At 46.7% G+C, this 25487-nt stretch carries 24 protein-coding genes, 2 tRNA genes and 1 pseudogene; 9 read left to right on the forward strand and 18 right to left on the reverse strand.

Features of this window, described 5'->3' with window-relative positions; genetic code table 11:
• Positions 1–5 precede the first annotated feature (5 nt).
• Genes H8705_RS12950 through H8705_RS12975 form a run of 6 tightly spaced genes read right to left on the reverse strand, consistent with a single transcriptional unit; the run spans position 6 to position 4702 of the window.
• A complete protein-coding gene (locus tag H8705_RS12950) occupies positions 6–338 on the reverse strand; it encodes a V-type ATP synthase subunit F (RefSeq protein WP_262396210.1) in 333 nt (110 codons plus the stop codon).
• A gap of 15 nt (positions 339–353) precedes the next feature.
• Positions 354–1322 carry a V-type ATPase subunit gene (locus H8705_RS12955; RefSeq protein WP_262396211.1) on the reverse strand — a complete coding sequence of 323 codons (969 nt, stop codon included), beginning with the start codon at positions 1320–1322 and terminating at the stop codon, positions 354–356.
• Between the two features lie 4 nt (positions 1323–1326).
• Positions 1327–1974 (reverse strand): V-type ATP synthase subunit E, encoded by a 648-nt coding sequence (locus tag H8705_RS12960; protein ID WP_262396212.1) that lies wholly within the window; start codon positions 1972–1974, stop codon positions 1327–1329.
• Positions 1975–2014: 40 nt separating this feature from the next.
• Positions 2015–2488 (reverse strand): V-type ATP synthase subunit K, encoded by a 474-nt coding sequence (locus H8705_RS12965; RefSeq protein ID WP_262396213.1) that lies wholly within the window; start codon positions 2486–2488, stop codon positions 2015–2017.
• 37 nt (positions 2489–2525) lie between these two features.
• Complete coding sequence (locus H8705_RS12970; protein WP_262396214.1) at positions 2526–4397, reverse strand: V-type ATP synthase subunit I; 1872 nt, start codon at positions 4395–4397, stop codon at positions 2526–2528.
• The gene (locus tag H8705_RS12975; RefSeq protein WP_262396215.1) at positions 4394–4702 is read right to left on the reverse strand and encodes a hypothetical protein; all 309 of its coding nucleotides are present in this window, start codon (positions 4700–4702) and stop codon (positions 4394–4396) included. Before H8705_RS12975 ends, H8705_RS12970 begins: the two co-directional genes overlap by 4 nt.
• 457 nt (positions 4703–5159) lie before the next feature.
• Between H8705_RS12975 and H8705_RS12980 the strand changes: the two genes are divergently transcribed.
• On the forward strand, positions 5160–5462 hold the full coding sequence (locus tag H8705_RS12980; protein ID WP_262396216.1) for an ATPase: 303 nt from the start codon (positions 5160–5162) through the stop codon (positions 5460–5462).
• 56 nt (positions 5463–5518) lie between these two features.
• Here the strand turns inward: H8705_RS12980 and H8705_RS12985 are convergent, their stop codons facing one another.
• The 8 genes from H8705_RS12985 to H8705_RS13020 all read right to left on the reverse strand — a co-directional run bounded on the left by H8705_RS12985 (position 5519) and on the right by H8705_RS13020 (position 15013).
• Positions 5519–6490, reverse strand: a complete 972-nt coding sequence (locus H8705_RS12985; RefSeq protein ID WP_262396217.1) for an ABC transporter ATP-binding protein — start codon at positions 6488–6490, stop codon at positions 5519–5521.
• A 15-nt stretch (positions 6491–6505) separates the two neighbouring features.
• Positions 6506–7474, reverse strand: a complete 969-nt coding sequence (locus H8705_RS12990) for an oligopeptide/dipeptide ABC transporter ATP-binding protein (protein WP_262396218.1) — start codon at positions 7472–7474, stop codon at positions 6506–6508.
• Between the two features lie 39 nt (positions 7475–7513).
• Complete coding sequence (xylB, locus tag H8705_RS12995; protein ID WP_262396219.1) at positions 7514–9019, reverse strand: xylulokinase; 1506 nt, start codon at positions 9017–9019, stop codon at positions 7514–7516.
• A gap of 6 nt (positions 9020–9025) precedes the next feature.
• The gene (locus H8705_RS13000; RefSeq protein WP_262396220.1) at positions 9026–9931 is read right to left on the reverse strand and encodes an ABC transporter permease; all 906 of its coding nucleotides are present in this window, start codon (positions 9929–9931) and stop codon (positions 9026–9028) included.
• Positions 9932–9954: 23 nt separating this feature from the next.
• Positions 9955–10983, reverse strand: a complete 1029-nt coding sequence (locus tag H8705_RS13005; protein ID WP_262396221.1) for an ABC transporter permease — start codon at positions 10981–10983, stop codon at positions 9955–9957.
• Positions 10984–11077: 94 nt separating this feature from the next.
• On the reverse strand, positions 11078–12748 hold the full coding sequence (locus H8705_RS13010) for an ABC transporter substrate-binding protein (protein ID WP_262396222.1): 1671 nt from the start codon (positions 12746–12748) through the stop codon (positions 11078–11080).
• 37 nt (positions 12749–12785) lie between these two features.
• A complete protein-coding gene (gene speB, locus H8705_RS13015; protein ID WP_262396223.1) occupies positions 12786–13727 on the reverse strand; it encodes an agmatinase in 942 nt (313 codons plus the stop codon).
• A 290-nt stretch (positions 13728–14017) separates the two neighbouring features.
• Positions 14018–15013: a LacI family DNA-binding transcriptional regulator gene (locus tag H8705_RS13020; protein ID WP_262396224.1), complete on the reverse strand. Its 996-nt coding sequence runs from the start codon at positions 15011–15013 to the stop codon at positions 14018–14020.
• A 231-nt stretch (positions 15014–15244) separates the two neighbouring features.
• On the opposite strand from H8705_RS13020, the gene H8705_RS13025 reads away from it, so the two are divergent.
• Together H8705_RS13025 and H8705_RS13030 are read left to right on the forward strand one after the other, a co-directional pair.
• Complete coding sequence (locus H8705_RS13025) at positions 15245–15376, forward strand: hypothetical protein (protein WP_262396225.1); 132 nt, start codon at positions 15245–15247, stop codon at positions 15374–15376.
• Positions 15373–16902 (forward strand): recombinase family protein, encoded by a 1530-nt coding sequence (locus H8705_RS13030; RefSeq protein WP_262396226.1) that lies wholly within the window; start codon positions 15373–15375, stop codon positions 16900–16902. Before H8705_RS13025 ends, H8705_RS13030 begins: the two co-directional genes overlap by 4 nt.
• 41 nt (positions 16903–16943) lie before the next feature.
• Here the strand turns inward: H8705_RS13030 and H8705_RS13035 are convergent.
• Positions 16944–17048: pseudogene (locus H8705_RS13035) on the reverse strand (potassium-transporting ATPase subunit C); the annotation flags it as partial.
• A gap of 508 nt (positions 17049–17556) precedes the next feature.
• On the opposite strand from H8705_RS13035, the gene H8705_RS13040 reads away from it, so the two are divergent.
• Entirely contained in the window at positions 17557–18339 is a 783-nt protein-coding gene (locus H8705_RS13040) for a hypothetical protein (protein WP_262396227.1), read from the forward strand.
• Positions 18340–18385: 46 nt separating this feature from the next.
• Here H8705_RS13040 and H8705_RS13045 read toward each other — a convergent pair whose 3' ends face one another.
• From H8705_RS13045 to H8705_RS13055, 3 genes are read right to left on the reverse strand one after another with little or no spacing between them, the layout of a single operon-like run.
• Positions 18386–19195, reverse strand: coding sequence for a Cof-type HAD-IIB family hydrolase (locus tag H8705_RS13045; RefSeq protein ID WP_262396228.1), 810 nt, complete (start codon positions 19193–19195; stop codon positions 18386–18388).
• A gap of 4 nt (positions 19196–19199) precedes the next feature.
• Positions 19200–19616 carry a DUF2500 domain-containing protein gene (locus tag H8705_RS13050; RefSeq protein WP_316248660.1) on the reverse strand — a complete coding sequence of 139 codons (417 nt, stop codon included), beginning with the start codon at positions 19614–19616 and terminating at the stop codon, positions 19200–19202.
• A 14-nt stretch (positions 19617–19630) separates the two neighbouring features.
• Positions 19631–21226: a GLUG motif-containing protein gene (locus tag H8705_RS13055; protein ID WP_262396229.1), complete on the reverse strand. Its 1596-nt coding sequence runs from the start codon at positions 21224–21226 to the stop codon at positions 19631–19633.
• A gap of 205 nt (positions 21227–21431) precedes the next feature.
• Here H8705_RS13055 and H8705_RS13060 point away from each other — a divergent pair, with 205 nt between their 5' ends.
• The 5 genes from H8705_RS13060 (at position 21432) to H8705_RS13080 (ending at position 24912) form a co-directional block, all read left to right on the forward strand.
• The gene (locus tag H8705_RS13060; protein WP_262396230.1) at positions 21432–22019 is read left to right on the forward strand and encodes a flavin reductase family protein; all 588 of its coding nucleotides are present in this window, start codon (positions 21432–21434) and stop codon (positions 22017–22019) included.
• Between the two features lie 152 nt (positions 22020–22171).
• Complete coding sequence (locus tag H8705_RS13065; protein ID WP_262396231.1) at positions 22172–22546, forward strand: ArsR/SmtB family transcription factor; 375 nt, start codon at positions 22172–22174, stop codon at positions 22544–22546.
• Positions 22539–24581, forward strand: a complete 2043-nt coding sequence (locus tag H8705_RS13070) for a heavy metal translocating P-type ATPase (RefSeq protein WP_262396232.1) — start codon at positions 22539–22541, stop codon at positions 24579–24581. Before H8705_RS13065 ends, H8705_RS13070 begins: the two co-directional genes overlap by 8 nt.
• 90 nt (positions 24582–24671) lie before the next feature.
• Positions 24672–24758: transfer RNA gene (locus H8705_RS13075), tRNA-Ser, on the forward strand.
• 63 nt (positions 24759–24821) lie between these two features.
• Positions 24822–24912: transfer RNA gene (locus H8705_RS13080), tRNA-Ser, on the forward strand.
• Positions 24913–25487 lie beyond the last annotated feature (575 nt).

Raw genomic sequence — 25487 nt, forward strand, 5'->3', positions numbered from 1 at the left:
TATCCTTACTCTCCTTCCCCGAACAAAATGTCCGCGCCAAGCGCTTTTTCCACGTTGGCTTTTACGCCTTTCATACCAAATCCATTACTTCCAAAACGGTTAGGTATCGGAATAATCGCTGGAAACGCCTGCGTCTTATAACGTCCAATCGCTTCTTCCGCTTGAATTGCAGCTTGTTCGGTAATATAGATCACTGCGCAGCCTTCACGGGCAAGTTTATGGATGGCTTTTTCGGTTTGTTCCGGAGTCTCCACAAACACCGCTTTGATTCCCAATGCATTAAACAGCATCACCGAATCCCGGTCGCCCACAGCCGCAATCGCAATATTATTATTCATCTTGAACTCCTCCCCTTACGCCACAAGCTCAGACAAGGTAATCGGAGTGCCCGCTCTTTTTGCGGCGAATAACACCCTTAACGCTCTAGCCTGTGCTTCCTGGTTTAACAGGTAACCGATAATCGGCCCAATTCCAAAGGAATCGTCCTGTTCCCGGCGGATAATTTCTAACAGAGAGGAATCCATTCTTTTTTCAATATCCAGGGTTCTGCCGGATTTTGCATATTCATCCAGCGCAAAGCCGATAGCTCTTGCGCACACGCCCCGTCCCAGATGCTTGGAAAGCTGGTCTCTAGGCAGCTCCAGCGCCTCGATAATATCTCGGTGTTCTATCTCTCCGCCTTCCAGCAGCAGAGGAGCCACCTTGCTCGCTCCCCATCCCAACACCTGCGCTCTGGCAACGGTAAGCACATTGAGCCAGTCGATCTGGGCGGTAAAGTATTCTTTGATCAAACTGCTCCGTTTCTTTTTCAGGATGGCGGCCCGGTAGGCGAAAATCGCCTTGTCCACCATAACGCTCAACAAGCGGGGATCCTCTGTCTGATACAGTTTCAGCTCGATCTCCTCCATCGCGCCTCTCAACGGCTGCGGCAGAGCATCATAATCCCTGTTTTCCACGCATTTTTCCAGCAGTTCGACAGAAAAACAGCCGCCCTCCATCAAAACATCTTGTGCTTTTACTCCCAGCAAACGGGCTTTTAACAACGCTTTCAAGTTGTGGGCGTCCGTGGGAAGCAAAAATAAATCGGTATATGCTTCTTCCGGGGTAATCTCAGCGATAACGCCTCGTACCGTCCCCAGCTCCGCCTTGATCAGCTGTTCTAAATCCGCTCCCGCGCCGGCTCCGTAGCCGCTTTCCATAAGGATTTTCAACGCTTCCTTTTCATCCGCTTCAATAAGCCGGTTCCAACGGGCGCGGTCGATCATCTTGGTTTCCAGCACTTTAATACGGCTGACTGCATAGGGATAGCTTTTTTCCGACATATCCCTACACCTCCTGGCCGAATAAAATAGCGGAAACCTCACGCTCATACTGTTCTCTTACCGCTCGCAGAAGCACGTCAAACGAACCGTTGACATCGCTTTTTTCGCCGATCAACAGCACTCCGCCGTCAAAATCTGCCGGCGTTTTATCCAGTTTTAACAGGCCCATTTTCCCCGTTTTTTCCAACGCAATGTTCAACTCGTCCAACATGGAGCCTTCGCCGCCGAACTCCGCTTTCAAACGGGAAAGAAAGTTTCCCTGATATTTTTCCATATCCGCCGCGGGAACCCGCAGGGTTTCCGTACCGGTTTCGGCCGCTTCCACTACAATGCGGGTAATCAGCCGTGTCCAGCTTTCATCATCCAACTTTTTCAGCTCTTTGGCGGCTAAGGCAAACGCCTGGTCAAGAACCGCACGTTTGCTGGCCAAGCTGTTTTTGCGCGCTTCCAAATTGGCGATTAGCATAGCGCGGCGTTCTTCTTCCTCAGCGTCGGCTCTCGCCTTGTCGGCAATCGCCTGAGCCTGCGCTTTGGCCTGAGCCAAAATATCTGCTTTTACCGCCTGCGCTTTCTGCGCAGCTGCGTCCGTGATCGCTTTCGCCTCACTTTGCGCATCCTGCTCTATTTTCATGAGTATCTTTTCTGCGCTCACAGCTATAACCTCCCTTTCCTGTTACTATTGCTTTTTCTCATTACAGCTGAATACCAAATACCAGCAGGATAGAGACCAGCAGCGCCAGGATCGCGTAGGTTTCAACCATAGCGGTCATTGTGATACCTTTTGCAGAGGAATCCGGTTGTTTCGCGGTCATATGGATAGAAGCCACCGCAGTTTTTCCCTGATAAATCGCAGACAATAATCCAACAATTCCGATAGGCATCGCCGCGCCAAACAGCGCCCAGCCCTGAGCAACGCTCACCTCTACCGGAGTTCCGCCCAACAGTCCCATACGTACAATAATAATAATAGCAGTCAAAAAGCCGTAGATTCCCTGGGTTCCGGGCAGCGCCTGAAGTACCAGAAGTTTACCAAACATATTGGGGTTTTCCGCAACAACGCCAGCGGCCGCTTTACCGCCCAGCTGAACCCCGCAGGCAGAACCAATGCCAGCTAATGTTGCACAAAGAGCCGCTCCGCAAATTGCTATAACAGTACCTGTAGTCATAATAAGTTATCCTCCTTGAATTTAAAATAATTTCAGTTTATTTTTCTGCCGGAGACGACACCACATCTACGTGTTCCGTATTAATAGAAAGTGGGACAAACGGAGTGCCGCCGCCATCATAAAATTTATTAAAGAATTCAATATACTGGAGCCTGCTGTCATGCACATAGGCAGAAAGCAACCCCATGGCCAGATTAAACACATGCCCTACAATATAAATCAAAAGGGACAAGATAAATCCTATAATGGACCCCTGCACCATCCCTGCCAGCAGGTTCATAACCATACCTACTACGCCAGTGGCCAGACTCAGTGCCAAAATACGGGAATAGGAGAGAATATCGCTCATATAGCTGGTGATGTTGTACAGCCCCAGCAGCCCGCCGGTCATCTTGCCGAAAATATTTTTGTTGCTGCGCCCCGCGGTAAACAGGATAACCACAGCTCCTGCAATCGCCATCACCGCGCCGGCTTTCTGAGTCGCCGGCAGGAACAAAAGCCCCAAACCGGTAATAAGCACCATCCAGCTTAGCTGGTCAAAAATCGCATCCCAAAAATGTCCCTGACGAATATCGTCATACATTTTCAGTATCATACCGGAGAAGATATGCAGCACACCGATAACCAGACAGAACACCAGCATTTGTACCGGGTTATCCAAAGGTACAAACAAAATCGGATGCCAGGTTTCCCCGAAATAACTTCCGAACAACACGCCCCAGAGAATGGTGGTGAAGCTGGAAAGAAACAACACGTTTACTAGTTTTCCAAATTCTCCCCTGGGCTTTTTCAGCTTAATGAACGCGCCGATAAGCACCAGCATCATCAGACCGTATCCGGCGTCCCCCATCATCAGACCAAAGATAATCCAATACCAAGGTCCCATCACCGGGTTGGGATCAATCCCTCCTGGTTCCGGACGGGAAAACATGTCCGTAATCGTCTCAAACTGGGAAATAAAGCGATTATTCTTTGTGACTGTAGGCGGATTTTCCCCTTCCTGGGGATCATAAAAGGTCAGATCATAAGCATCGGTGACCTTCGCTACCGCCTTTTGCACTTTATCCATCCGGTCGCTGCGGACCCATCCTTCCAGATAAAAAGTCTCCTGGGTTTCCGTAAAGCTGACAGACATACGCTCGCTTTTGACCTTGTACTGGTCATACAGCATCTCCAATTCCTGCTTGCGCTTCGCAAGCTCGCTGAGGCGCTGGATCAGCGTTTCCTCCGATTTGGAAATCTCAGACAGTTTTTCCTCACAGGACTTATACGCATCGCTGATCAGCCCATCTACATTAGGAAGCGCCGCCGGGGTGAACCCCTGGGCTTTTACCGCGTCCATCATTGCATCTTCATAATCGCGATGACAGGTAAGAAGGATCGCCTGGCCCTCAGAACCGCTGCCTAAAACCTGCACATGGGCGCCGTTTTCCTGAGCCGCAGCTTCAATTGCCTGCAGCGCCGATGTTGCGCCGTAACCGGTGTGAAACACCGCATATTTCGTAGGACGAAGCTGATCCACGGGAATGTCTAACAAAAGCCAGGGAGCATATTGTTCCATCTGGGAACGCAGAGCAGCTTCCTGAGTCTGCTGGGAAGAAAGCTGGGAAGCGATGTTCTCTACTTCCTGTTCCAGCTGCTTGGTCTGCGGATTTTCCGTTAGAAACTGGGCATAATCCACTTCCGGTCGGACAGCAAAAAGACTTTGCTTGCCCTGGTAGCGTTTTATTACGCCAAGCATTCCCTTCACCCGCTGAACCTCTTGTTCCACCTGGTCTTTTCCAAAAGGCTCGCCGGCATTTTGCGCAGGGATAATCATCATTTCCCCGCACTGCTGAAGAGCCATTAAAAGGCTGTCCCGATCAGATTTAAGAGCAAACAGGATCGCTTTTTTCATTGGAACAATCATTTACTCTCAATCCTTTCTACAATAAATCCTACCGCTTCCTTCATCTTTGCCTGTGCCGCATCAGCGGCGTCCTTATCCTGCTTGGCCTGCTGAGCAAGCATCGCTTCCATCTTCTCGGCCGCTGCTTTTTTTGCCATAGCCACCGTATTTTCCGCCTGCTTGTGCGCAGCCTCAACGATCCTCTTTGCCTCGGTATCCGCTTCGTTCTGCGCCTGTTTCACCTGTTCCCTGCCTTGGGCGGCCGCTTCGGCTTTTTTCTGGGCCGCTTTTTCTTCTGCCGTTTTGATGGAATCCAGTATGGACATCTAATCACCACCTTCAAAGATCGTATTATGCCACCGGCATAAGGATAAATTTTTCGATGAACTGTTCACCGATGCGGCTTTTTTCTATAAAAAGTTGCACTGCCGCAAATTTTGTCGATTTTTCACTTTCCCGTTCGCTTGCTCCATCCGTTTTTCTACCGTTAAACTCCCATTAATTCTAGGTTTGTGATATATTTTTAACCAAGTAAAGTGAAAAAACCGTAAGCAGATTGATCATATCACAAAAGTAAAAAAAAATCCAGCTTTCCGCTATAAAATATGGGAAATATTTATAATTTATTTACCGCCCTGCCATCATTTTCATTTTTGCCTTTTTTATTTTTCTACACTCCCTTTATATTTGACGATTTTCCCACATTTTAAAGTGTTTTTCTCGTTTCACAAAAAATTCTCTTTGGGAATACCATAGAATAACACTAAATTGGGAGGAAAACTTATGAATAACTGCGATAAATGCCTTCGCTTCTTTTTGGGCGCCAACACTCCTCAGGGATTTGTTTCCCGTTTTGACCAGTTGGCCGACTGTGACGACGCCTGGCGCTGCTTTGTTATAAAAGGCGGTCCGGGGACGGGAAAATCCTCATTAATGAAAAAAGTAGCCGAATACCTCACCCAACAGGATTGTCCGGTTGAACTGATCCATTGCTCTTCCGATGTGAACTCCTTAGATGGGGTTATCGCCAAAGATATTAAAACCTCTATTGCAGATGGTACCTCGCCCCATGGCTGGGTAACATAATCACACAAACAAGGCGCCGTTTTGCAAATACAAAACGGCGCCTTGTTATATGGTGTTTACCCTGCGGTTTTTACAAGCTCCTCATGAAATAAAAAGCAACTGACCTTATGCCCCGACTCCATTGTCACCGGCCCAGGCAGGCAGTTTTTACACTGCTCGCTAGCAAACGGACACCTGGCCGAAAAATTGCACTGGCTGTCCGAAAGGTCCAAAGGGCTGGGAACTTCCCCTTTTAGGAAAAATTCCTGTCGCTGCTGCTTTGGGTCAGGCAGCAGCGTAGCGCTGAGAAGCGCTTTGGTATATGGATGCAGCGGATTTCGAAATACCTGTTCCGCTTCCCCTTCTTCTACAATTCTTCCCAGATACATCACCGCTACCCGGTGGCTGAGCTGGTACACAATATTTAAGTCATGGGAGATAAACAGATAAGAACATCCCGTTTCCTGCTGAAGTTTTTTAAGCAAAAGAACAATCTCCCCACGAAACCGGATATCCAAAAGCGAAGTGGGTTCATCCAATACTACCAGCTTAGGGTCGGTAACAAACGCCCGCGCCACCCCAATCCGCTGCTGCTCCCCCTGAGTCAGCTGGATAGGATACTTATCTAAATATCCTTCATTCAGTTCTACCATTTTTAAAATTGAGACGACCTTTTCTTTTAGAAACTCTTTGTTCTTCTCCCCGCTCAAACGCATAGGTTCCGCGATAATATCCTGTACTTTTTTTCTGGGATTGAGGGAACCATAAGGATCTTGAAATACCATTTGAATTTCCCGGCGCAGGCGCCTGTCATCCTTTTTTTTCACATGGCTCAGATTTTGGCCCTCAAAAAGCAGTTCTCCTTCGTTTGGCTGGGTCAAACGTACGATCATCCGCCCTACAGTAGATTTCCCACAGCCGCTTTCTCCTACCAAACCCAGAGTTTCTCCCGGGCGGATAGAAAAACTAACTCCATTTACCGCAAAAATATGGTGGCCGCCTTTTACCGGGAACCGTTTATGCAAATTTTCAACCTTCAAAGTATCCATGATATCCTCCCAGTATTAATATCTGCCGCAGCGGACAAAACTGCCGTCGCTAAACAAATGAATTTGGGGATGCTTGGTCAAACATTCCTCCTGCGCTCTCTCACATGATCCAGAACAGAAGCAACCGTTCATCCCCTTATCTTTTTGCGAACGGAAAACCCGCTGTTTTGCTTTTGGATCTTTATCATTGGAAACAAACGCAATCTCCAAAAGATAGCGGCTGTAAGGATGGCGGGGGTTTTCAAAGAAACTGTGCACATCGCTAAACTCTACAATTTCTCCGTTATAGAGCACTAAGACTTTATTGCAGTAGTTTGCAGCAATACCCAAATCCCTGGTCGCCAGTATTACTGAAGAGCTCGATTTCTTAAACAGCCCATCCATTAAATCTAAAATTTGCCGCTGTACTGTTACATCTAAACCCATCGTAGGTTCATCCGCTAAAAGAAACTTAGGCGACATGGCTAACGCAATCGCAATCTCCACCCGCTGGATCATCCCCCCGCTAAGCTCATGGGGATAGTTGTTCATATTTTGCTTCGGATCAGGCATCTGTACCAGAGAAAACATCTCCTGTACCTTTTGCGCCGCTTGTTTGTCCGTCATATCTTGATTGGATTTTAAAATATTGATAAACTGCTCTCCCACTGTCATAATCGGGCTAAAGCGACTCCTGGCGTTGGACAGGATAAAGGTCATCTTTTTTCCCCAAACAGTAGCCGCCAGTTCTTCCTCTTTCTTTTGCAGCAAATCCGTTTCTTTTCCGTCAATAAAGCAGCACAGTTTATCCGCTTTCATGGAAAGTCCCGGGGCGGTATTTCTGCCGATAGCGTCAATAAGCACGGTCTTTCCGGAGCCGGTTTCGCCGATCAGTCCCAATACGTCGCCGGAATATAACTCAAAGCCAATATCTTTTAATAGATATTTCTCCCCGGCTTTCACTGTCAGGCCTTCCACCTGAATCGCCGGTGTTTTTTCAGACATGGTCTTCACCTTACCCCTTTGTAGAATTGCGGACCTTTCTCATTTCCAGAAAAGATCCGAGAGAGCGCAAAACTGTTGGAACAGTTCTTCGTACGCCTGGCAGTATTTTCTGCGGGGCAGATATCTGCTGTCATGGCGAGTCATCACTTTGCAGGCCTGCTGGACGCTGCTATACAGTCCGGCGCCTACCGAAGCGAGTATCGCCGCTCCCAAAGCGCCTTTTTCCGCTCCTCCGCCCGTCCACACAGGCTTTTCTAAGATATCCGCAATAATCTGCATCCAAAGCTTGCTGGAGCTGCCGCCTCCGCAGCAGACAATCTCTTCCACCGAAGAGAACTCCTCTATCGCTTGGATACATTCTTTTATACAGTATCCTACCCCTTCCATACTGGCCTGCATCAAGTGCCGGTTGGTATGACTGGAAGTAAGTCCCCAAAAAACGCCTTTGGCCTGGGGGTCTTTGCGGGGATTTCCCCTTCCCTGATAATAAGGAAAGCAAAAAAGCCCGTCGCTTCCGGGAGAAAATTCTCCCATCCCCTGCTCCATTGCTTGTATCCACTCTCCCATGGAAGGCACTTTTCCCTGCGGAAAAACTTCATATCCTTCTCCGGCCAGCCGATCCTTCAGCCATCCCATAGCAAAACCCGCCGCCTTCACCATCCCCATGGTATACCAGCCTTCAGGGATTACATGAGCAAACATATCCAAGCTTTGCGCTACCCGCCGGTCCGGACGTTCCAAAAGAGTCAAAACAATCCCCGCCGTTCCTAAAGAAACGGATACCACCCCCGGCGCGTAAGCGCCCGCGCCAATAGCGGCGCAGTCGTTGTCTCCGCCGCCTATAATAATGGGCAGGCGTTCTTTCAGCCCGGTTTCTAGAGCCGCCTGGGAGGTGACATATCCAGCGATATCAACAGAGCGTTTCAGCCGGGGCAGACTGTCAATTTTTAAACCCATCCGCTCCAAAAGGGGCAAAGAAAATTGTTTGCTGTCAATATCCAGCAGCAAGGACCCCGACTGATTTGAAGGATCGCTTACGAAATTTCCCGTCAGCTTCCAAAGGACGTAATCCTTAGGGGTGCAAAAATACTTGGTCTTTTTAAAAATTTCCGGATGATTTTCCCGCATCCACAAAATCGGCGGCAGCGAATAGTTGGTGGCCGCTCGGTTTCCAGTAATCTTCACTAGAAAATCTTCCATCTCTTCGTTGAGCTTTTGCGCAATCTCCGCTGAACGAGTATCCGACCAAACAATTCCAGGGTATACCGCCTCAAATTTTTCGTCTAAAAAGGCGATTGTGCGTATATGCCCGGAAAATCCGGCGCACATAATTTCTTCCGGCAATATCCCCGTTCGATCTAAAAGATGTTTTATCGCGCCAACGACTCCCTGATACCAATCTTCCGGCTGCTGATGCGCCCATCCCGGATGGGGATGGGAGGTGGGATACGCCTGGTCTGCGACCCCAATCTCCGCCCCTTTTTTATCGAACAGCACCGCTTTTACATTCGTCGTTCCAATATCAATTCCCAACAGATAGCTCATCTTTATTTACCCTTTCTGGCCTGCTACCCGGGAGCTCTCAAATACCACCCGTTCCAATGGATCGATCAATGCGGTAATAATATCGCCTACCATGGAAAATCCAAATACGGTAACAGCCATAAACAGCCCGGGAAACACCGACGGCCACCATTGTCCTGTAATCATAGTAAGCCCGCCGGAAGCGATCATAGACCCCCATTCCGGCGTGGGTACCCTTACTCCGGCGCCTACAAAGCTCAGTCCCGCGATTAAAAGAATACCAAACCCCATTACTACGGAAAGCAAAGCGATTACCGGAGCCAACGCATTAGGAGCTACATGCAAAAACGCAATGCGTACCTCCGAGTTTCCCGCTGTTCTGGCAGCCTCCACAAAACTTTTTTCTCTCAGCGTCATCACTTCCGAGCGGGCTAACCGTAGGTTCCCCGGCAGATTGGCAATGCCAATAAGTAAAATTAAATTTCTGGTGCTCGGCCCGAAAATCGCCACCAGCAGTAAACCCAATACAAAGATCGGGAACGCCTGCATTACATCCATAACGCGCAGTATGATCGTGCTTAGCACGCCGCATACTCCTTTTTTGCCGTCAAAATAACCGGCAAACACCCCTATGGGAAAACCAACTCCCAAAGCTAAAAGCGCTCCCGCCACTACAATAGACAGATCTGTCCTATAAGCAGCTATTGTCCGGGAAAATACACACATTCCGTTAACATCCGTCCCAAAAGGGTACTTTGCGCAAGGAGGCAAAAGCTGTTCTCCGGAGATTCCTGTAGTAGGGGAATTAGGAATAAGGTAAGAGCCGAAGAGTACCATTAAAATGGAAAAGATGGTAATAATCAGTCCCGCCGTCTGAAGCGGCCTGGTTTTTAAAAAAAGGAACAGATAGCTGTTCTTTATTTTCTCTTTCATAATAACACCTTTCTTTCCACCGTCTAGCCGATTTCTGTAATACGCGGGTCAATATACATATAAATAATATCAACCAGCATATATACCACAAGATTTAAGACCGCGGAAATCAGGACCACCCCTTGGATTGCTGTAAAATCCGAATTGACCACCGACTGAATTGCGTATTGTCCAAATCCGCCCCAGCTAAATACCGATTCCACCAAGGCCGTCCCTCCCAGCATATATCCAAAATTTACCGCCGTAAAAGTAGCTACTGACGGCCTGGACGCCTTGGAAATATATTTCTGTAAGTAATTTGACTTTACCCCATTTATTTTGGCATAGTTTATAAACTCCGATTTTTGCGTCGATGTGGCCGAGGTCAGCGCTACTTTTAAAATGCCGCCGCCGTATACGAACGCCAAAACAAACACCGGAATAATGTGCCTGGATAAAATCGACATAAACGCTGGAATATCCCCTATAATCAGGCTGTCTATCAAACTAAACCCTGTAATCTGCGCAGGCAAAGAAAGGGCCAGGTCAATTTGTCCTGTCGGCGAAGGGGCAATACCTAATTTTACATAAAACACAAAGATTAAAATAAGCGCCAGCCAGAAATCTGGAAAAGCGCCAGCCGCCATCCCATAACCAGATAGGGTCTTTTTAATTATTTTCCCTCCAGGGCCTTTGGCGGAGGTAATGGATTTTAATCCTAATGGAACCATAACAAACAAACTGATAATCAACGCCAATATCACCAGCTGCAAAGTAGCCGGTAGCCGCGCCTTAATATCCTCAATCACTGGATTTCCAGTAACCCAGGAGTTTCCGAAATCACCATGGAGCAGGTTGCCAAAATAGGTTTTAAACTGTTCGAACAAGGTCCCGCTCAATCCTATACGCTCTCGTATCTGCTCCACGCCCGCTTCATCCACCAGCGCTCCGGCCATAATTCTAGCCGGATCTCCCGGAATCTTTCGTACAGCAAAAAAAGCGATCACAACTACACCGAACAGCTGTGGAATGATATACAGCAGCCTTTTCCCCAGATACTTTATAACTTTCATACAGCACCTTCTTTTGCGGGCAAAATATCCAATCACCCAGTTTTCTCTTGGGAAAAAAGGGACCGGAATTTTATCTTCCGGTCCCCGGAACAAATTAGCCTTTGATATTCATCAAATGGAACCGGGTTCCTTGCCCAAAGTTCCAGTTAAACCCTTCCAGGTTATCTCTGATGGCGCAGGTATAATTTGATTCTACCACCCACCCCATAGGCGCTTCTTCCATCAAGGTCTTTTGCGCCTGTTCAGACATTTCCTGTTGCTGCTCAAATGGCGTGCGGATACCATCGATTAAAAGCCCATCCGCTTTTTCGCTGTCGTAGAAACCAAACGCGCCATACGCTCCACCGGCATCTGTGCTCAGATAATAAAGCGACATATTAAAAATACCGTTGGGCAGCGCGGGATATTCGTGTAAAATTGCAAACGGAGCTTCGTAAGAACGCACCAGGGTATCAAATGAACCGGTGGGAGTTTTTCTTAAGGAGACATTAATCCCGATTTTCGCCAGGCTTTCCTGCATTTTAATGGCGATAGTTTCATGGGCGGGCCACCCGGCAGAATAGTAAAGCTCTACGTCAAATCCCTCTCCATAGCCGGCTTCTTCCATCAAGGCTTTCGCTTTGTCCAAATCGTAGCTGTACATCCATTGCTCCTGGGAGAGAGCTCCCGGAACTACTGTGGTAAATACCGCATCCCAGGCTTTTGCCTGCCCATAATACGCCGTTTCCACAATCTCGTCCTTTGGGATCGCATAGTTGATCGCCTGGCGTACCTTCTGATCTGCAAACTGGGGAACCAGCTTCTCGTTTAATACTAAAAATTCATTGGTGTTAGCCGGGATATCCACTACCTTTACGCCGCTTTCACTTTTCAGGCTGTCTATCTCCTTGGCGGAAAGTTCAGTAGCAATATCAATCTCTCCCCGCTTAAGCATCGCCACACGGTTGGCGCTTTCTGGGATTACTTTGAAAATAACCTTCTTAATGGACGGAACCCCTAAAAAATAATTGGGATTTGCTTCCATCGTGATCTGCTGTCCCGCAACCCAGTCGGTAATATAGTAAGCTCCAAATCCGCCGCCGTTTTTGGAAATCCACTCGGTGGCCCACGGATCGTCTTCTGTAGCGTGTTTTTGGGCTTCCGTACTATCCCATACAGTGTCGTACATGCTTGTCATGATATATTCATGCAAAGCGTTAGGACCTACCGAATGGGTTTTAAAAGTATAGTCGTCTACAATCTCAAAATCCACCTGACCGTCCGCTCCGATAACGTCCGTCACGGTCATAAAGAAATTTCCTACGGCTCCTAAAGCCACATGCCGCTCGTATTTCCACTGAATATCTTTGGTGGTAAGCTCATTTCCATACGCGCTTTTAATTCCTTTTTTAATGGTATAAGTTGCTGTCTGATTGTCTTCGGAGACCTCCCATTTCTCAAACAGCTGCGGAACTAACGCCTTTGGATCGCTGAAGTCGGGAACGGATACGAAGTCCATATCGGGCTGCTGGGATTGCACCAGCGGCCACTGGGCGCCGTAATCCATCACATTATCGATGATCATATACTGGGCAACCATACCGGAACCATTGGAATGGTCTACCGTAGGCGGCGTATCGGGAATACCTACGATCAAGATTTCTTTTCCCACGCTTGCGCTGTCAGTTCCGTCTGAACTGTCTTGGGGCTGGGTCTGCGCGGAGCCGCAGGCTCCCAGGGAAATAAGTACTGCCAGACATAACATCATTGCGATTATCTTTTTCATATTCTCCTCCTTATCAGCATATCTGTGTCATGTATTCTTAGTTTTTCTGTTTTTTGTACATGGCGATAAGCGCCATAAATTCAAAAATAATATTTGCGCCTAAAATGGTGGTTAGATTAGCGCAGTCATGGCTTGGGTTGATCTCCGCCGTATCAAATCCGATAAATTCCAGCCCTGCCAGCCCCTTTAGAATACCCAGCACTTCCCGAGAGGTAATTCCGCCGGGCTCCGCCCGGGCGGTTCCCGGGGCAAAAGCCGGATCCACTACATCCATGTCAAAGGTGAGGAACACTTTTTTATTTCCTACCCGGCGCCGGATTTTCTCCACCGTTTTTGCCACTCCCATTTCTGCTACTTCGTCGGTAGTAACAACCTCAATTCCCAGGTCCTGAGACTGCTTAATGTCCCCTGGAGAATACATAGTCCCCCGAATACCTACTTGAATGGAGCTTTGCGGATCTACCAACCCATCCTCAATTGCCCGGCGCACTACACTGCCGCTGGTATACTTCTGTTTCCCAAAATAAACGTCGTGGGTGTCCGTATGGGCATCCAACTGAATGAGAGCGATGTCCGGATAAAACTTGTGATAGGCCCTAAGCTGAGGATAGGTCACAGAGTGGCATCCGCCCATGCAGATGGGGACAACCCCTTTTTCTAAAATCGCTTCCAGCTCTTTTTCGATCAGAGGAAAGCTTTGTTCCCAGTCCCCGGTAAATACCGTCATATCTCCGTAATCCACAATATTCAGTTCTTTCCAAATATCCACCATATGTAAGGGACTTGTGGACCGCAAAAGCCAGGAAACATGCCGGATTTCTTTCGGAGCGAAAATGTTTCCCGGCGCGGTGCCCATTTCAAAAGGTATTCCAATGACCGCCACATCCGCTCCGGTCACATCTTTGGTATACGGCTGATTCATAAACGTTGAAATACCGCAGTACCTAGGTGCCTTTTTCAGATCAACTTCTTTGTTCATAAAGCGCCTCCATTATTATTTTTACCGAAACATGTTTGGTATAATCACAAAAGTATTATCAAAACTAATTCATAAAATTATCATACTATTTGTTTTGTATGTAATTTTATTTTTTGATTTTGATAGAAATAAAACTAGCTTTGTTTATACAATAGCAGGATTTTTTTTAAAAGTCAATAATTTATTATTAAACTATTATCAAAAAATTATGATAATTTTATGTTTAAATTTCACAGTGATTAAAAAAGCCGCGGACAAAATGTCTGCGGCTTTTTTAATCAATAGAGTATTTATTCTTTCGTTTTCACCAGGCACGCTGTCCCTTTGAGCAAAAGCTTGGGAAGTATCGTCAGCCTGCGGATTGGAAGATTTTGGTTTTCCACACGATCGCACAGACAATCTACCGCCAGCCGCCCATATTCCTGTTTACTAAGTCCCGCCCCAGTTAAGGGAATCGGAGAATCTCCATCCAGCTCCAAGTTAAACGCCGCGACGGAAATATCTTCGGGAACCGACAGCTGCAAAGTATTAATCATAAATACCATCGATTGGGCCAGGCTTTCATAGGAACACAGAATCGCTGTGGGAAGTTTCCCGGACTTATGCAAAGAGGCCAGCTCCTCCATCATCACCGTCTGCTGGAGATACTTTTCATCGTTCCAAAGATGGCTTAGACCCATATCATAAGCCTTTAGCGCATCCTGAACTCCTTTGAGCCGATTGAGGGTGGATGGACGCTGAGTAGTGCCATAAAAGGCAATTCTGCTGTGCCCCCACTGAAGCAACTGACTGCACAAGGCTACTCCCGCCTCCCGGTCTCCTGTATGGATAACGTCCATCTCAAACAAGCTTTCCGGCGGATATGTCATCAAAAGCCCCGGCCGACCTGTACGCAAAAATTTTCTGGCGCAGCCAACGCTTTTATGTCCAGCATAAAGTATCCCCGCCGCTTTGTCCACCTCTCCCAGCAGCATGGGATCCTCATCGTCTTTTATTACCTTCACATGAAGAGCGTACCCTTTTTCTGTCGCGGCGCTTTCTGTCCCTTGCAATACCCGCATCCAAAAGGTTGCGTCGTTTAGGTCGCTTTCCGGCATCAGCATAAGAATATATTTATCGTTATCCTTGGAGGGGGACTTTATATATCCAAGCTGTTTGCAGGCCTCCAATACCCTTGCGCGGGTTTCCGCGCTGATCCCCGGTTTTCCCGAAATCGCTCTGGAAACAGCGTATTTGGATAGGTTTGTTGCCAGTGCAATATCATTCAACGTGACTTTTTTGGCCATATGATTTCTCCTTATGAAATAAATTATCATAACTTTTCATAAATATTAATAACTTTATTGTAATGCATTCTATCAAAATTTGCAATACCCCGAAAAAAGATTAGTTAAATAGCTCGATAATTCAATTTCCATTTGGTGAAATCATCTATTCCTTTTATTTAAGTATATAAAATCCTTCGCCGGTATTCTTTGGTTTGTCCTTCGCATAAAAATAAAGCGAGGTGACCTTTTATGAAAAAGACCGCACTTGTTGTCACAGAAACTTTTCGCATTTCTCAACTGGAGCTGCGCCGGGAAACATTCCAAAAAATGATAGACGAGTACCTTTCTTCCCTGCTGGAAAAAAAGGAAAAATCATCATGACCTGTGGGATTTACTGCCGGCTAAGCAAAGAGGACAAAGAAAAATTCCAGGAGAGTGAAAGTATCCAAAATCAAAAAACGCTGCTCTCTCTCTATGCCAAAGAACATGGTTGGGATATTTATAACATCTACTGGGATGAGGATTACTCAGGCGCTGACCGGACCCGTCCCCAATGGAACAACCTTATCCGAGACGCCAAAGCTGGGTGTTTTGAAGTCATCCTCTGTAAAACCCAATCCCGTTTTACCCGGGATATGGAGCTGGTGGAAAAATATATTCATGGGTTGTTTCCTCTATGGGGGATTCGATTTGTTACGGTGGTAGATCACGCGGACACCCAGCTCCGCGGCAATAAAAAAGCCCGTCAAATTAATGGATTGATCAATGAATGGTATTTGGAGGACCTGTCAGAAAATATTCGCTCTGTTTTTGATATGAAACGCAAAAGCGGACAGTATATCGGCAGTTTCCCTATCTATGGATATCAAAAGGACCCTAAAAATAAAAATCATCTGATCATAGATCCCCCCGCGGCGCAGATTGTCAAACGGATTTATGAGCTTTGCCTTCAAGGATTGGGGAAACAGAAAATTGCCGCCTTGCTTAACGAGCAGGGAATTCCCAATCCTACAAAATATAAACAATCTAAGGGATGGAATTATGTTAATGGCTCCTGCCCAAAAACCGAACGCTGGAACCGCACTACCGTAGGACGTATTCTTCGGGAACAAATGTATACCGGCGACCTTATCCAAGGCCGCCGCAAAAAGGCAAGCTATAAATCGCCCGTTCTGCTTACACTGCCAAAAGAAGATTGGATTATCGTCCCCCACGCCCAGGAAGCCGTCATTCCCCGGGAGGTTTTTGATCAGGTCCAAGACCTTCTTAACACTCGTACCCGCACAGGGATTTCCGGCAGCCTTTCTCCTTTATCTGGAAAGGTAATATGCGCCGGATGCAGCAGTGTGATGGTAAAATCCTCCTGTGTATACAAAGGTCACCGGCGCAGCTATCTGCGCTGCCGCCAACACAGTTTGAACGCTGATCGCTGTTCCAGTCATTCCATTCGCCTGGAGCAGCTGGAGCAAGCAGTGGAGGACCGCATACGAAATTTGCTGGAAGAATATTACCATCCGCTCACTGTGGAGGAATATCTAAAAAGGGGAAGCAAGGAGGATATCTCTCAGGAAATATCGCAGATACAGTCACGGCAAAAACGATATCAAAAGGCTCTTGGAGAAATTTATCTTGATAAGTCATCAGGCGTTCTCAGCCAGGAAGAATTCTTGTATTTAAAAGAGCAATATGAGCAAGAGGAAAAAACCTTGTCCCTGAGGCTGTCGGCTTTAGTGGAAAGCTATAAAAACGCCCCTCCTCTTCGGCACAAAGAACAAACTCTTTTAACCTGGCTGTCCCAGCCTTCGCTTACACGGGAACTGGCGGCTAAGCTGATTGATCGGGTGGAGGTGGAGGAAAAAGATCCGATCAGTCAAACCCAAAATATTCATATATATTGGACCGTGTAAAGAGGCGCCTCCCAGCAAACTGCCGGGAAGCGCCGTTTGTATTATTTTAAAATTCCATCCAAGGCAAGGTTGACTTCCAAGATATTTACAGCAGGTTCTCCAAATACACCAAAGGTTTTACCCTGGGTGTATTTAAAGAAAATGGACACCGTTATCCCCCTGGGATAATCCATGTTCCTTGGCATAGGAGAGAAAGATTTTGTGTATACAGCGGTACCCGTTGTGATGGCCCGTCTGTTTTAAAGCTTCTTCCAGAAAATCGCAATGCTCTAACGCAGGCGTTTCAATTGCAACGCACAAATCTATCTTGGAAACCGTATATTGATAAAGCGCTTCTCCCCCTGGCAGCAAACACACGGATTTTCTGCGAACGCATTTCTCAGCTCATAAAAAGCCAATATTAGCTCGTCGGGCAAACGGACCAAAATTCTTTTGGCAAAGGGAAAGTATATTCAAACGAAACCATACGCTTCTGATACAACCGCATAATTTCCATAAAGTGTATCTATCTTTAAAATTAGTTTATCATATTCTCAATTAACATAGGCTTAGAAAACCTGCCTCTCCTGTTAAGATTTTGTAAAAAGTTTTTGTGTTTATGTCCTCCACTCCCATGTAATCGAACCGAAATATCCCGGTGCATTTGAACAACTGGTGGATTTATCCGGATGCTGGGACGAACATGAACTTTTTGAGCATCGGGAGGAGATCATCTCTCTCGCCTCCAAATGCAGCCGTTTCCATGAGCACTGCTGCCGATTTCTCACCGCTGCCGCCAGCTTGCAATCGGATACCTACCGAATCGCCTTGGAAGCTACCTCCTGTGCAAAAACCGTAAAAGCCGCTACCCGGATCGGACTGAGCGAATTCAAGGTAAAACATGGAACAGCCGGAAAAGAAAACATTCGTTTTCTTTCCGCTATCACCAACAAAGGATTTTGTATGTTTGATGATACGGCCAAAAACTTATGTGATCGAATTTATCTCATTGACGATGTTTACGGAGCTTCTTCCCGGCTGCTGCTTTCCACTTTAAGGGGGCAGGCGTTGGCCAATGGCTATGATATTATTACCTGTTACTGTCCTCTTGCTCCCTTTGAAAAGATTGAACATATCTTTGTTCCAGAACTTCGCGTGGGCTTTATGACCGCCAACGATTATCATCAGCCGGATATTGAACCTTATAAGGTAATCCATTCCCGCCGATTTACCGATCAAGAACAGTTAAAAAGCAAACGCAAACGAATTTCATTTAATAAAAAAGCGGCCCGTCAGATGCTGCAACAGGCCGCAAAGCTCCTGGCAGATGCGAAAGACTGCCATGATAAGCTGGAAGAGTATTATATTTCCGCTATGGATTTTGATAAGGTAAACGCTGTGTGTGAAAATACACTGAAAAAATACCGGCATATTGTCTCCCGGTACGAAGAAAAATAGCCTCCTTTTATAAAAACGGGTACGGCCGGCGGCTGTACCCGTTTTTTTACTTTAAAAAGAATTTTTCGATGACATGGGCTACCCCATCTTCCTCATTGGACAGAGTAACATAATCCGCCGCCGCCTGCACCTGCCCATTAGCATTGGCCATCGCTACTCCCAGCCCCGCATAGGAGATCATGGAAATATCATTAAAACTATCACCGCAGGCAACCAGCTGACTTACCGAAAGCCCCAAATGCTCCAGCAGCTTTTTCAGGCCATACGCCTTGGTTACCTCGCCCGCCATAAATTCTAAAAAGAAAGACTCCGAGCGAAAAATACTCAGCCTATCTCCAAGCTGCGCCTGGGCGATAGGCTCCAATTTCCCCAACAGATCTCCGTCCCCGGTAGCAATACATTTAATAACTGGAAATTTGATATATTCCTTAAAATTATCAATCTTTCGTACAGGAATACCATTTACCGCCGCCTCAAAGCGGATATATGGGTCCAGATCATATTCTGTGACGACGCAATTTCCCTCATGCGTCATCAGAGGAAGTCCATAAAGTTTCGCGAAGTTATAAATCTCTTTAATACAATCGGAGGAAATCGCCTTTTCAAAGACCGTCTCCCCTGTTTTGCAGTGAGACACCTGACCGCCGTTGCAGGTAAGCACATAGCCGCCTGTATTTTCCAAATCCAGCTCTTGGACCGCTTTTACCATCCCTGGTTTAGGCCGCCCAGAGGATAAAACGATGATCGTTCCCCGTTCCTGCGCTGCCTGGATCGCTTTTTTGACCCTTGGAGTAATCTCTTTTTTATCATTATAAAGCGTCCCGTCAATATCTAGCGCCAATACCTTATAACCCAAGTTACTATCCCCTTATTCTCTCAAATCCCTGATATCTTGTCCCTTGAAACGTTAATCCGCCCCGGTCTCCCTCCACCAACATTCCATATTCGGAAGAAGGAACCTCAAATTCCAACCGGTCGCCGCTTTCCACCTCAAAGGTAACATAATACCTCGTACTGCTGCTATGATAATTCATCGCCGCGTTATCCGAAGTTGAGTGATGATGAGTATGATAAGATGTATCCGCACGTTTGGTTACCACCTGTGCTTGTACAGTCAATACAGGAGACGCATTATTTCGTCTCCATTGTTTGGCGCCCTTTATTCCATGGACCAGGATGGTACCAAAAACAAAGAAAAATACGAAAATGACTAAAATGGGGATCAATGTAAACAAAAGGTTCATTCCTCCCCCAAAAGAGACGTCCATAGTTCCCATAATTCCCCCTTTTATTACTGTAAACTGTCGCTGCCCAGCTCGTCAAACTCCGGCTGGGACAAGCCGGTCAAATTCACTGTATATTCCGCTCCCATATAAGGCGCGTCGATCTCTTTCCATTCTCCAGCAATATCCTGGTTATAAAAACAGCTGATAATATCGCCATAATTATATCCCATAAAGCTTCCGATCCATTCGCAGGAGGCTTGTGTCAAAACCGCGACAGAAGCAATGCCCCGTTCTACATAAGTATTGTTATTAGACCCGATAAAACCGCCGATTTCCTTGGGTGTGGAAGCGCCGGCAACCGTTACTGCATTGACCTCGCCCTGGGCGGTGCATCCCACTACATTGCTTTGGGCGGTAGCGCCGATCAATCCTCCTACTGCATGATTACCGGTTACTGTCCCGGCAAAGCGGCAGTTCTGTACAGTGGAGCCTTCACTGATGCTTCCTGCGATTCCTCCTACCTGGCCAATACCGCTGACATCCCCTTCAAATACACAGTTGTCCAGCGTTCCGCCTAACACTTGTCCGGCGATCCCACCGGCAGCGCTGTATTGGGAATTTTCCAAACTGAGTTCCTCTTCGCTGACGAACAAGGAATTGGTTACGGTAAGATTTTTTACCTCCCCATAGCGGCCCACCACAGCAAAGAAGCCAACACTTCCCATTCCATGCTCAAAGCTTAAATTGGAAATAGTATATCCCATCCCGTCAAATACCCCGTTAAATCCCGTATAAGCAGGATCTCGCCGATCGGTGCGGATATATGTGCCAATGGGGGTAAACTCGATTCCTTCCATATCAATATCCGCCCCCAGCTCATAGCGGATATTTTGATATTTCCAATCGCCGGAATTTACAATTTTAGCAAGCTCCGCCAGTTGGCTAGGGCGGGTAATAACTATCGTTTCTCCCTCGTCTGTTTGCTGCATCGGCTGGTCTTGCACCGATACAAACCGATAGATAACCTCGCCTTTTGTAAGTCTGCCTTTAAATATCGCCGCGGGATCCCCCTCCACACGATATTCCTGGAAAGTATATTTTACAGGGAGCAGCTCCCGACCTTCCAAAGTACGTCCCACTAATAATTCAATGATATCATTCTCCAGCGTTTCATACTCCAAAAGCTCCAGCTCTACTGGAGCGGCCGGCTCAAAATCCACAGGATAATTTAAATCCGCCAGCCCGTCCCTAAATAAAGCAGGATCGAAAAACATCTCGCAGATATCCAACGCTTCCTTGGCTGAAACTGTATAATGAGAGATGGTGTCGCCTTCCTTATAAACAGCGCAGTTGCCCGCATCTCCCACATAGTTTAAATAGCCAAAGGCATAGTCCGCAAGCACCATGCCAATTCCCCCGCTGTCAGGGCTGAAATTAAATCCTTGGAGATACTTTTCGTAGACGGACACATAGTCCCGCATCAGCCGATCCTCCGGAGTAATCTGCTCCATCTGGGACGACACCGACGCACTTAAAGGAATCTTCTCTTCCTGGCCGCTCTGGAGACCCTCCGGCTGTGGATCCGCCGCAGGCGCTTTATTGCAGGACACACAGACGAATACCATTAGCAGCGCCATTGTAAAAATTAATAGTCTTTTCATATCTTTCTCCCATAATCGTTTCCTTTCCCCTGCCGCCCATGCGACGGAAAAGGAAGCTGTCAGTGAATACCAAAATAATCAATCTTTAATATAACGACATTATAAACGTTTCCCCCATTTTAAGCAAGAGAATTGCTTGTCACAAAATGTAAAATCAGTTATAATATCCTAAATGACCAAGAATAAAGGTGGCTGAACTAGAAACATGAGTAAAATCGCATGGAATCCCGGCACTCTCCTGGCCCCTGTTCCCCCTGCGCTAGTGACCTGCGGCAGTATGCAGGCCCCTAATGTGCTTACGGTCGCCTGGACGGGAATTGTCAATTCCGATCCCGCTATGACCTATATATCTGTGCGCCCCTGCCGGCATTCCTACCCTTTGATTAAGCAAAGCGGACAGTTCGCTGTTAATCTTACTACCGCAGCTCTGGTAAAGGCGGCGGATTTTTGCGGAGTACGTTCCGGAAAAACAGTAGATAAATTTAAGGAGTGCGGACTTACTCCCATTCCCGCTTCTAACATCTCGGCCCCTATCCTTAAGGAATGTCCTTTGGCGCTGGAGTGTGTGGTAAAAGAAAGTTTCCTTTTGGGAAGCCATGAGATGTTTTTAGCAGAAATTGTAGCGGTGGATGTGGAAGAGGATCTAATCGACGAAAACGGCAAGCTCCATCTTTCTGCAGCCGGACTGCTCGCCTATGCCCACGGAGAATATTTTGAACTGGGCAAGCGGATGGGCTCCTTTGGTTATTCAGTGAGAAAAAAGAAGAAATTTACTTCCCATAAGAAAAAATAAATAAAATTTTGTCTTTGTCTAACAATATCATTGGCGGTTTTTCGCCAATGATATTGTTATTTTCTATTGACTTTCGGAAGAAATTGATGTATTATAACATTAACACATGAACAATTGTTCATGTGTTAATATATGAAACGGAGGACATCCTTATGAATAATACTCCTATCTGTAATGGAAACCATATCCATAATCAAGAACAGTTGGATACCGTAAGTCATATTATCCCTACGGAGGATGAGCTTACGGAACTTGCTCAAATTTTTAAGATTTTTGGGGATAACACCCGAATTAAAATACTCGCCGCTCTGAGTGCAGGGGAATTATGTGTTTGCGATATTGCGCAACTAGTGGGCGCCAGTCAGTCTACCGTTTCTCATCAGCTTCGGCTTTTAAAAGCCTATCGGTTGGTGAAATGCCGCCGATCGGGAAAAGGCGCTTATTATTCCCTGGATGACATGCATGTGTCCTCTATTATTAACGCCGGGCTGGAACATGTAAAAGAAGAGGATGAAAACGATGAATGAACATAAAAAAGATATTCTTTGTCACTGTGGGGGACAGGAGCATAATCACAAATCTTGCTCCTGTGAGTCTGAGCACTCCCATGAGGTACATGAGCATTGCTCCTGCGAGCACAAGCATGAGCACTCCGCTCAAGAAGGTCACCCCCATGACCACTGCAGCTGCAGCGACTGTAGCTGCGGGGATGGATGCGGTCACCAACATTCCGCCGGCAGCGCCAAGGATTTGACAGCGCTTGGAATTTCTGCCGTACTGCTGGCTGTTTCTTTCCTTCCGGCAGTGGAAGTATTTTCTCCTTGGCTGATGGTGGCCTCCCTGCTGGTGGCAGGATTTCCTCTATTTATTCAGGGAGTAAAGAGCTTGTTCCGGTTGAATTTCAATGAATTGCTTTTGTTAACCATCGCTGTGGTCGCCTCTGTGTGTATTGGCGAATATTTTGAAGCGGCGATCGTGACAATCCTTTTCCGCCTGGGTGAAATGCTGGAAGAGAGAGCTGTACAAAAAAGCAAACGTGAAATTGAGGCTCTCACCTCTATCCGTCCAGACGACGCCAATTTACAGCAGGAAGACGGTAGCTTTATCACTGTTGACGCACGGGAGGTCCCGATAGATAGTATTATCCAGATCCGTCCAGGGGAACGTATTCCATTGGACTGTGTGGTACTTTCCGGCAGCTCCAGTGTGGATCAATCCTCCCTGACCGGGGAAAGTATTCCGGTCAATGTAAAAGAAGGAGATCAGCTGCTCTCCTCTGCCATTAACGGCGGAGGGCTGCTCATCTGTAAGACGACCAGTGATTTCTCCGGTTCATTTGCCAACAGGATGATCGCCTTAGTGGAAGAATCCTCTGGGCAAAAAGGGAAAACGGAAAACTTTATTACTCGTTTTGCTAAAGTTTATACACCTATTATTATGGTATTGGCAGCAGCATTGGCTATTCTTCCTCCCCTTCTGGGAATGGGTAGTTTTGAAATGTGGCTGTCCCGTTGCCTAGTATTTTTAGTAGCTAGCTGCCCCTGCGCTTTGGTCATTTCTATTCCTCTGTCTTTCTTTGCAGGTATCGGCGGCTGTTCTAAAAAAGGTGTTATCGTCAAAGGTTCCAAATATATGGAGCTTCTTTCCAAAGCTGACTGTGCCGTATTTGATAAAACCGGTACGCTGACTACTGGAAAATTGTCTGTAACCAGAGTGCAGAGCGTCGGCGGTTACAGCGAAAAAGAAGTCCTCCAGGTTGCCGCGGCGGCGGAAAGCATGTCTAATCATCCCATTGCCCAGGCTATTGCCGCTCATCAGCAGCAGGATTTTCATCCGCAGATTTCCGATTACAGCGAAATCAGCGGAAAAGGTATAGAGATGGTAATGGATGGCAAAACTATACTTTGTGGATCCCGCCGCTTGTTGGAAGAAAATAATGTGGATATCCAAGCGCTGGATAATCTGCCGGTTTGTCTGGCGATCGACGGAATTGCTGCAGGCGGTGTTGAGATTTCTGACAGCCTGCGGGAGGATGCTCCCGCTACCCTCAAAGGTCTTAAACAGGCTGGAGTTGAGGAAACGGTAATGCTTACCGGAGACAATGAAGCTAACGCGCAGAAAATTTCCAAGCAGGCAGGGGTGGACCGCTTTTTTGCGGGACTGCTTCCTCAGGACAAGGTCAGCCGCATGAAAGAACTGAAGTCCCGTCATAAAGTAACCCTATTTACTGGGGATGGTATCAACGACGCTCCTGTTCTCGCAGGCGCGGATATCGGTGTGGCCATGGGCTTTGGTACGGACGCCGCTATTGAAGCGGCAGATGTGGTTTTGGTTTCTGACCGACTGCTTTCTTTGGTAGACGCTATCCATATTTCCAAAAAAACCATGGGAGTTGCCAGATTTAATATTGCCTTTGCTTTAATTGTAAAGGTTGTTGTTTTACTCTTGGGCGCTATGGGACTCGCCCAGATGTGGATGGCGGTATTCGCCGATGTTGGCGTAAGCATCATTGCCGTACTCAATTCCGTACGCATCCTTGGTTGGAAAGGGAAAAACTATTGACTTAAAACGGTAATTGTGGTATTATAATCTGCGTCACGTTGGATATGTGTTGCGTGTTCCTTTGGGTCACTACCGCATATTTTATTGCACGGAGAGGTGTCCGAGCGGTTTAAGGAGCTGGTCTTGAAAACCAGTGACCCGAGAGGGCCGTGGGTTCGAATCCCACCCTCTCCGCCAATATTCTTCTCCTCTGTTCTATCTGTGACGCAGATTTAAATACTGTTATTTTTTATTCACCATGGAGATGTACCCAAGTTGGTGAAGGGGCTCCCCTGCTAAGGGAGTAGGTCGGGAAACTGGCGCAAGGGTTCAAATCCCTTCATCTCCGCCAAACTAAGGTGCAATATAAAGCACCGATAATACCGCTTAAATCCGCTGTTTATGCTGATTTAGGCGGTTTTTATTTTCTGATTTTAGGGTGCAAAAAGATGCAAAAACATCAATAAAAATCATGTAAAGTTACACAGAAATTACACAGTAAAACACTGCACTGTTAATTATAAAGTTTTTCCTTCGACTCTGGAATATCTTCCCTTTTCCCCTTATCTTTAGTAACAAACAAGTAACACGGTATTGCACCGCCTGAAGGTTGGTTTTGCTGACAGCGGCGGTAACTGTCTTACCAACGCCAATTACTACATGATCCCCATTAACCTGAAGAATATCATAGGTGTCATATTTTTCGGTGCGTCTATTTTTACGTAATATTACGCATATTTTTCATAAAACATATTGACATCACGTAATAATACGTATATAATATAAATAAGAGGTGAACGAATTGACAGAAAGAGAAATTCTCAGGATACTTAAATCAAATGGTTGGAAAGTAACAGAAGGCGCTAATCATCACCTTGCAACAAACCCTAAAAAGCCTGGTATCAAAATTCCGATCCCCAGGCATAA

This window comes from Youxingia wuxianensis, assembly GCF_014385085.1.
GTDB lineage: Bacteria > Bacillota > Clostridia > Oscillospirales > Ruminococcaceae > Youxingia > Youxingia wuxianensis.

Coding starts and splice junctions, on each gene's coding strand:
- H8705_RS12990 (WP_262396218.1), bottom strand. CDS start 7,474: ATGTCTGAAAAAACACCGGCGATTCAGGTGGAAGGCCTGACAGTGAAA.
- H8705_RS13000 (WP_262396220.1), bottom strand. CDS start 9,931: ATGAAAGAGAAAATAAAGAACAGCTATCTGTTCCTTTTTTTAAAAACC.
- H8705_RS13070 (WP_262396232.1), top strand. CDS start 22,539: ATGAATGAACATAAAAAAGATATTCTTTGTCACTGTGGGGGACAGGAG.
- H8705_RS13005 (WP_262396221.1), bottom strand. CDS start 10,983: ATGAAAGTTATAAAGTATCTGGGGAAAAGGCTGCTGTATATCATTCCA.
- H8705_RS13055 (WP_262396229.1), bottom strand. CDS start 21,226: ATGAAAAGACTATTAATTTTTACAATGGCGCTGCTAATGGTATTCGTC.
- H8705_RS13065 (WP_262396231.1), top strand. CDS start 22,172: ATGAATAATACTCCTATCTGTAATGGAAACCATATCCATAATCAAGAA.
- speB (WP_262396223.1), bottom strand. CDS start 13,727: ATGAACAAAGAAGTTGATCTGAAAAAGGCACCTAGGTACTGCGGTATT.
- H8705_RS13025 (WP_262396225.1), top strand. CDS start 15,245: ATGAAAAAGACCGCACTTGTTGTCACAGAAACTTTTCGCATTTCTCAA.
- H8705_RS13050 (WP_316248660.1), bottom strand. CDS start 19,616: ATGGGAACTATGGACGTCTCTTTTGGGGGAGGAATGAACCTTTTGTTT.
- xylB (WP_262396219.1), bottom strand. CDS start 9,019: ATGAGCTATCTGTTGGGAATTGATATTGGAACGACGAATGTAAAAGCG.
- H8705_RS12955 (WP_262396211.1), bottom strand. CDS start 1,322: ATGTCGGAAAAAAGCTATCCCTATGCAGTCAGCCGTATTAAAGTGCTG.
- H8705_RS13030 (WP_262396226.1), top strand. CDS start 15,373: ATGACCTGTGGGATTTACTGCCGGCTAAGCAAAGAGGACAAAGAAAAA.
- H8705_RS13010 (WP_262396222.1), bottom strand. CDS start 12,748: ATGAAAAAGATAATCGCAATGATGTTATGTCTGGCAGTACTTATTTCC.
- H8705_RS12980 (WP_262396216.1), top strand. CDS start 5,160: ATGAATAACTGCGATAAATGCCTTCGCTTCTTTTTGGGCGCCAACACT.
- H8705_RS13060 (WP_262396230.1), top strand. CDS start 21,432: ATGAGTAAAATCGCATGGAATCCCGGCACTCTCCTGGCCCCTGTTCCC.
- H8705_RS13020 (WP_262396224.1), bottom strand. CDS start 15,013: ATGGCCAAAAAAGTCACGTTGAATGATATTGCACTGGCAACAAACCTA.
- H8705_RS12950 (WP_262396210.1), bottom strand. CDS start 338: ATGAATAATAATATTGCGATTGCGGCTGTGGGCGACCGGGATTCGGTG.
- H8705_RS12975 (WP_262396215.1), bottom strand. CDS start 4,702: ATGTCCATACTGGATTCCATCAAAACGGCAGAAGAAAAAGCGGCCCAG.
- H8705_RS12965 (WP_262396213.1), bottom strand. CDS start 2,488: ATGACTACAGGTACTGTTATAGCAATTTGCGGAGCGGCTCTTTGTGCA.
- H8705_RS12985 (WP_262396217.1), bottom strand. CDS start 6,490: ATGGATACTTTGAAGGTTGAAAATTTGCATAAACGGTTCCCGGTAAAA.
- H8705_RS12970 (WP_262396214.1), bottom strand. CDS start 4,397: ATGATTGTTCCAATGAAAAAAGCGATCCTGTTTGCTCTTAAATCTGAT.